This window comes from Streptomyces sp. YIM 98790, assembly GCF_011421595.1.
Classification (GTDB): Bacteria; Actinomycetota; Actinomycetes; order Streptomycetales; family Streptomycetaceae; genus Streptomyces.
Genome location: NZ_WTLH01000264.1, coordinates 1 through 6,352 on the forward strand (window position 1 = coordinate 1; position 6,352 = coordinate 6,352).

General features: G+C 76.8%; 7 protein-coding genes. All 7 read left to right on the forward strand.

The window, feature by feature from the left end:
* Positions 1-881: ATP-binding cassette domain-containing protein (locus GQS09_RS26250; RefSeq protein WP_165990031.1), on the forward strand; the 881-nt coding region annotated here is incomplete at its 5' end.
* Positions 878-1,789: an ECF transporter S component gene (locus GQS09_RS26255; RefSeq protein ID WP_165990032.1), complete on the forward strand. Its 912-nt coding sequence runs from the start codon at positions 878-880 to the stop codon at positions 1,787-1,789. The genes GQS09_RS26250 and GQS09_RS26255, both read left to right, overlap by 4 nt.
* 538 nt (positions 1,790-2,327) lie before the next feature.
* Positions 2,328-3,548 (forward strand): multidrug effflux MFS transporter, encoded by a 1,221-nt coding sequence (locus GQS09_RS26260; protein WP_399552607.1) that lies wholly within the window; start codon positions 2,328-2,330, stop codon positions 3,546-3,548.
* Positions 3,549-3,610: 62 nt separating this feature from the next.
* Positions 3,611-4,468 (forward strand): aminoglycoside 3-N-acetyltransferase, encoded by an 858-nt coding sequence (aac(3), locus tag GQS09_RS26265; RefSeq protein WP_165990034.1) that lies wholly within the window; start codon positions 3,611-3,613, stop codon positions 4,466-4,468.
* Positions 4,452-4,862 (forward strand): gamma-glutamylcyclotransferase family protein, encoded by a 411-nt coding sequence (locus tag GQS09_RS26270; RefSeq protein WP_165990035.1) that lies wholly within the window; start codon positions 4,452-4,454, stop codon positions 4,860-4,862. Before aac(3) ends, GQS09_RS26270 begins: the two co-directional genes overlap by 17 nt.
* Positions 4,863-4,879: 17 nt before the next feature.
* Positions 4,880-5,950, forward strand: a complete 1,071-nt coding sequence (locus GQS09_RS26275; protein WP_207958307.1) for a serine hydrolase — start codon at positions 4,880-4,882, stop codon at positions 5,948-5,950.
* A partial coding sequence (locus GQS09_RS26280; RefSeq protein ID WP_313896342.1) for a small ribosomal subunit Rsm22 family protein occupies positions 5,947-6,352 on the forward strand: 406 nt, incomplete at its 3' end. The genes GQS09_RS26275 and GQS09_RS26280, both read left to right, overlap by 4 nt.

Here is a 6,352-nt window from a genome sequence, read left to right on the forward strand (position 1 = left end):
CCCGGCCCGTGCCGCCGCAGGGCGGCACACCGCGCGCCGCGGCGGCATCCCCCGCCCCGGTGCTGCTGCACGCCGGCGCGCTGCACGTACGCCGCGGACGCCACCCGGTGCTGCACGGCATCGACCTGACGGTACGGGCCGGGGAGACGGTCGCCCTGATGGGCCGCAACGGCGCGGGCAAGTCCACCCTGCTGGCCACCTGCGTGGGCATGCACCGCCCGGCGTCCGGCCGGGTGCTGCTCGGCGGGGAGGCACCCGCCGGGGAGGGACCCGGCCGGGGCACGGCGGGCGGGGCCGTCGTCCCGCACCGCACCAGGCCGGCCGTCCTGCTGCGGCACGCCGGGCTGGTTCCGCAGGACCCGCGCGATCTGCTCTGCGCCGAGACCGTGGCCGCCGAATGCGCCGCCGCCGACCGGGACGCCGGCGCCGCCCTGGGCACCTGCCGGGACCTGGTGTCCCGGCTGCTGCCCGAGGTGCCGGACGCCGTCCACCCCCGCGACCTGTCCGAGGGGCAGCGCCTCACCCTGGCGCTGGCCGTGATCCTCACCGCCGCGCCGCCCCTGCTGCTGCTCGACGAGCCCACCCGCGGCCTGGACTACGCGGCCAAGGCCCGGCTCGCCGGCGTGCTGCGCGAACTCGCCGGCAACGGGCACGGCGTCGTCCTGGCCACGCACGACGTGGAACTGGCCGCCGAACTCGCGCACCGGGTGGTGGTGCTGGCCGACGGCGAGATCGTGGCGGACGGGCCGACGTCCGAAGTGGTGGTCGCCTCCCCGGCCTTCGCCCCGCAGATCTCCAAAGTGCTGGCGCCCGAGCCCTGGCTGACCGTCCCCCAGGTGCGCCACGCCCTGGCCGCCGCCGGCCTGGAGACCGCCCCATGACCTCCCTCTCCGGTTCCTCCGGTTCCTCCGGCTCCTCCGGCTCCTCCGGCTCCGCCCGCGCGCCCGCCGCGGACTCCGCACCGGTGCCGCGCCCCCGGCCGGTCCGGCTGGGCCCGCGCTCCGCCGCCGCCCTCGTCCTGCTCTCCGCCGTCGGCGTGGCCGCCTTCGGCTGGCCGCTGCTGGCCGGCAGCACCTCCGGCCTGGCCCACTCCGGCGACGCGCCCTGGCTGTTCGCCCTGCTGCTGCCCCTGCTGCTCGCCGTGGTGGTGGCGACCATCGCCGACACCGGCCTGGACGCCAAGGCCGTGGCCATGCTCGGCGTGCTGGCCGCCGCCGGGGCGGCGCTGCGCCCGCTGGGTGCCGGAACCGCCGGGCTCCAGCCGATGTTCTTCCTGATGGTGCTGGCCGGACGGGTTCTCGGCCCGGGCTTCGGCTTCGTCCTCGGCGCCGTGTCGATGTTCGCCTCCGCACTGCTCACCGGCGGCGTCGGCCCCTGGATGCCGTTCCAGATGCTGGCCATGGGCTGGTTCACCATGGGCGCCGGCCTGCTCCCCGCCCCCGACCGGCTGCGCGGACGCGGCGAACTCCTGCTCCTCGCCGGCTACGGCGCCGCCGCGTCCGTCCTCTACGGCCTGGTGATGAACCTCCAGGGCTGGCCGTACATCGCGGGCATGAGCAGTTCCCTCTCCTTCGTCCCCGGCGACCCGCTGGGCGACAACCTGGCCCGCTTCGCCGCCTATGTGCTGGCCACCTCGCTCGGCTGGGACATTCCGCGCGCCCTGCTCACCGTGGTGCTGGTCCTCACCGTCGGCGGCCCCGTGCTGCGCACCCTGCGCCGCGCCACCCGCCGCACCCGCTTCCATCCCGATCCCCGCTTCGCCCCGGGCCCGACCGCACCCGGCCCCTGACCCGTCGGCCGGCTCCGCTTCCGGATGCCGGGGCGACGGTGTGGAATTGGTCACCAGTGCGGTGTCCGGCGGGGCCGCGCACGCCCGCCGGGGGAGCCGGACGGGTGCCCGGCCGGTGCCCGTCCGGCCGCCGGTGCGGCCGGACGAGGAGCAGGTCAGGGGCGGTCGACGGGGCGGGGTCCGCCATCCGCGGGACGGCGCCCTGAGCGGTACGGGCACCGGAGGCGCGGCACATGCGGACAGGCGAAAACCGGCGGAGCCGCGGCCTCCGCACATGGGATGATCGGATCACCGCAGCGCGGCGGAGCACCAGACCGCCCGACCATCCCCGGAGAGGTGAATGTCCCAGCCCGGCCAACCCGTCGCGGCCGTCGCCGACCCCGCCACCAGGCCCGACACCGGCCAACCGGCAACCAGCCGCACAGCCCGCACTGTTCGCGCCGTCCGCACCGTCCGCCGTTCCCTCCGCCCGCGCCGGCGCGGGCACCGGCCTTCCCCCGACCAGCTCGGCCCCCGGGGGAGGGCGGGACTCCTGCTCGTGCTGATCCTGGGCTCGCTGACGGCCATCCCGCCGCTGTCCCTGGACCTCTACCTGCCCGCTCTGCCCGGCATCGCCGACGAGTTGCACACCGGCACCTCCACCGTGCAGGTCACCCTCGCCACCTGCCTGGCCGGCCTCGGCCTCGGCCAGCTCGTCAGCGGGCCGATGAGCGACCAGCTCGGCCGCCGCGGCCCGCTGCTCGTGGGCATGGGCGTCTTCGCGCTCGCCTCCGCGGCCTGCGCCCTGGCCCCCACCATCGAGACGCTGGTCTTCTTCCGCGCCGTGCAGGGCCTGGCGGGTGCGGCGGGCGTGGTCATCTCCCGGGCCGTGGTCCGGGACATGTTCGACGGACTGGCCATGGCCCGCTTCTTCTCCACGCTGCTGCTCATCTCCGGTGTCGCGCCCATCCTGGCCCCGGTGTTCGGCGGGCAGATGCTGCGGGTCACCTCCTGGCGCGGGCTGTTCCTCGTGCTGGCCGTCATCGGTCTCGTCCTGGTCCTGGCGGTCGCCCGCTGGCTGCCGGAGACCCTGCCCCGCGAGCAGCGGCACGGCGGCGGCGTCCGCACCACCCTGCGCGACATGCGCGGCCTGCTCCGCGACCGCCTCTTCACCGGCTACCTGATCACCGGCACCGCCACCTTCGCGGCGCTGTTCGCCTACGTGTCGGCCTCCCCGTTCGTGGTGCAGGAGATCTACGGCGCATCGCCGCAGACCTTCAGCCTGGTGTTCATGGTCAACTCCATCGGGCTGGTGGCCGTCGGCCAGATCAACGGCAAGATCCTGGTGGGCCGGGTCTCCCTGGACCGGGTCGCGGCCGTGGGCCTGGGCCTCATCCTGGCGGCCGCGCTCGCCCTGCTGCTCATGACCAGCGGCCTGTTCGGCGACCTCACCCTGCTGCCCGTCGCCATCGGCCTGTTCGTCCTCATGTCGGCCATGACGCTGGTGCTGCCCAACACCAACTCCCAGGCCCTGATGCGCACTCCGCACGCCGCCGGGTCGGCGTCCGCCCTGCTGGGCGCCCTCCCGTTCTTCCTCGGCGGCCTCATCGCCCCCCTGGTCGGCATCGCCGGTGAGGACACCGCCGTGCCCATGGCCGTCGTCCAGCTGGTCTCGGTACTGCTGGCCATCGCGGCCTTCCTCGCCCTCTGCCGCCCCTGGCAGCCGCGCGCCGGTGCCTCCGGCGCCGGCCGCACCGTCGCCGCCGCCAGGCCCGACTGACGCCGCTCACCGGGCCGCGGGGGCGCGGCGGGCCCGGCCGGCGGGCCCGTTACGGTCGGCGCATGGACATTCCCGCACTGCTCAAGCGTTCCGGCGGACCGGTCACGCGCAGCCGCCTCGCCGGTGACCTGCGCGCCCTGGGGCTCGCCGAGGGCGATGTCGTGATGTTCCACACCCGGATGTCGGCCCTCGGATACGTGCCGGGCGGGACCCGGACCGTCATCGAGGCGCTCCGGGACACCGTGGGGGAGCGGGGCACGCTGATGGTGACCTGCGGGTGGAACGACGCACCGCCCTACGACCTCCCCGCGTGGCCGCCGGACTGGCAGGCCGCGGTGCGGGCCGAGCACCCGGCCTACGATCCGTGCACCAGCGAGGCGGACCACGGCTACGGCCGCCTCCCGGAGGCGCTGCGCCGGTGGCCCGGCGCGGTCCGCAGCCGCCACCCGGACGCGAGCTTCGCCGCCCTCGGCCCGGCGGCGGCCGGGCTGATGGCCGGCCACCCGTGGGACGACCCGCACGGCCCCGGCAGCCCGCTGGCACGGCTGGCGGCGATGGACGGCCGGGTGCTGCTGCTCGGCGCCCCGCTCGACACGATCACCCTGCTGCACCACGCCGAAGCGCTGGCCGAGGCCCCCGGCAAGCGGTTCGTCGCGTACGAGCAGCCGGTGCTGGTGGACGGCGAACGCGTCTGGCGCCGCTTCCGGGACATCGACACCGAGCACGGCGCCTTCGACTACTCCGCCGTGGAACGGGACGGCAAGGACGCCTTCGCGGTCATCGCCGAGGACATGCTGGCCGCCGGTATCGGGGCCGCCGGCCGGGTCGGTGCCGCCGACAGCCACCTCTTCCCCGCCCGCGAGGCGGTCGCCTTCGCCCGCACCTGGATCGAGGAGAGCATCCGTGACGACCGGCGGTGAGCGGCAGCGGCGGACCGAGGGGCTGTTCGTGTACGGCACCCTGCGGTTCCCGGAGGTGCTGAAGGGGCTGCTGGGCAGGGTTCCGGAGCGGGCGCCCGCCGCGGTGCGGGGCTGGCGGGCCGCGGCGCTGGAGCGGCGGCCCTACCCGGGGCTGGTGCCCGCGCCGGGGGCCACCGTGCACGGGCTGCTGATCACCGGGCTGAGCCCGGGGGAGTGGGAGGTGCTGGACCGGTTCGAGGGCGACGAGTACCGGCTCGGCCGGCTTCCGCTGGCCGGGGGCGGCCGGGCCTGGACCTACCTCTGGGCCGGCGGCGGCGTCCGCCCGCAGGACTGGGACGCCGGGGAGTTCGCGGCACGGCACCTGGCGCGGTATGCGGCCGGACCGGGCGGATGACACCTACCGTGTCGGGCATGACGACGGAGCCGGCCGCCCTGGTGCGGGAGATCTCGGCGCTGCCGGAGGGCGAGCGGCCGTGGTGCGGCGGCGTGGCGGTGGTGGCCGGGCGCGGACCGGAGACCCTGGTGCGGCACTGTGCCGGCTGGGTGCAGCGCTGGGCCGCCCGCGGCCGCGAGCTGCCGCGCCCCCGGCGGCAGCCGGTGACCGGGCACACGCTGTTCGATCTGGCCTCGCTGACCAAGCTGTTCACCGCGGTCGCGGTGGTGCGCGAGTCCGAGCGGGGCCGGGTGGCGCTGGACGAGCGGGCCGCGGTGTACGTGCCGGAGTTCGGGCGCGCCGGGAAGGGCCGGATCACCGTCCGGGACCTGCTGACCCACCGGGCCGGCCTGCCGCCGGAACTGCCGTTCCACGAGCGGCGCGAGCGTCCCGCCTCCCTGGAGCCGCTGTGGCGGCTGCCGCCCGACCTGCCGCGGGACCGGCTGCGCCGGTACTCGGACCTGGGCATGATCGTGCTCGGCGTGCTGCTGGAGCGGGTCACCGGCAAGGGCCTGGCCGAGGTGGTGGCGGAGGGGATCACCGGCCCGCTGGGGATGGCGGACACCCGGTTCGGCCCGGTGCCGCCGGAGCGGGCCGCGGCCACCGAGGACCAGCGGCGCCCGTGGGCGAAGGCCGACCGCGGCATGCTGCGCGGCGAGGTGCACGACGAGAACGCGCACGCGCTGGGCGGCGTGGCCGGGCACGCGGGACTGTTCTCCACGGCCGGCGACCTGGCCGCGTTCTGCCGGGCGCTGCTCGGCGGCGGCGGGCCGGTGCTGCGTGCGGAGACGGTGCGGACGATGTGGGAGCCGCCGGGGCTGGGCTGGGAGCTGGACCAGCCGTGGTTCATGGGCGGCCTGGCGCCGGGCGCGGCCGGGCACACCGGGTTCACCGGCACCAGCCTGGTGGTGCACCCGGCGAGCGGCGCATACCTGGTGATGCTGGCCACCGCCGTGCACCCGGTGCGCCCGGAGCGGCCGGACCACCGGCCCCGGGCCGCCGCCGGGACCCGGCTGGCCCGCGCGCTCGGCCTACACTCGCACCCGTGAACAGCACCTCCGAGCAGCTCCGCGGCGCGCTCGACGGCCTGCTGGAGGGGCTGCCGCCCAGGCGCCTCACCGGCGCCGTGGAGCGGCTGAAGGAGCAGTACCGCGGGCGGACGGCGGACGGCCGTGCCGCCGGCACCGTGCCGATACTGCGCGACCGGGTGGACGTGGTGGCCTACGCCGCCTACCGCATGCCCGCCACCTTCGCGGCGGCCGGTGCCGCCCTGCGCGAGCTGGCCGGCCGGCTGCCCGGCTGGTCCCCCGCCGGGCATCTCGACATCGGCGGCGGCACCGGTGCGGCGGTCTGGGCCGCGGCCGGGACCTGGCCCGCGGCGGACCGGCCGGTCACGGTGGTGGACTGGGCCGGACCGGCCCTGGAGCTGGGGCGCGAGCTGGCCGGTGCGG

Excerpts from the sequence above, each read along its gene's own strand:
- GQS09_RS26255 (WP_165990032.1), top strand. The coding sequence starts at position 878 with ATGACCTCCCTCTCCGGTTCCTCCGGTTCCTCCGGCTCCTCCGGCTCC.
- GQS09_RS26275 (WP_207958307.1), top strand. The coding sequence starts at position 4,880 with ATGACGACGGAGCCGGCCGCCCTGGTGCGGGAGATCTCGGCGCTGCCG.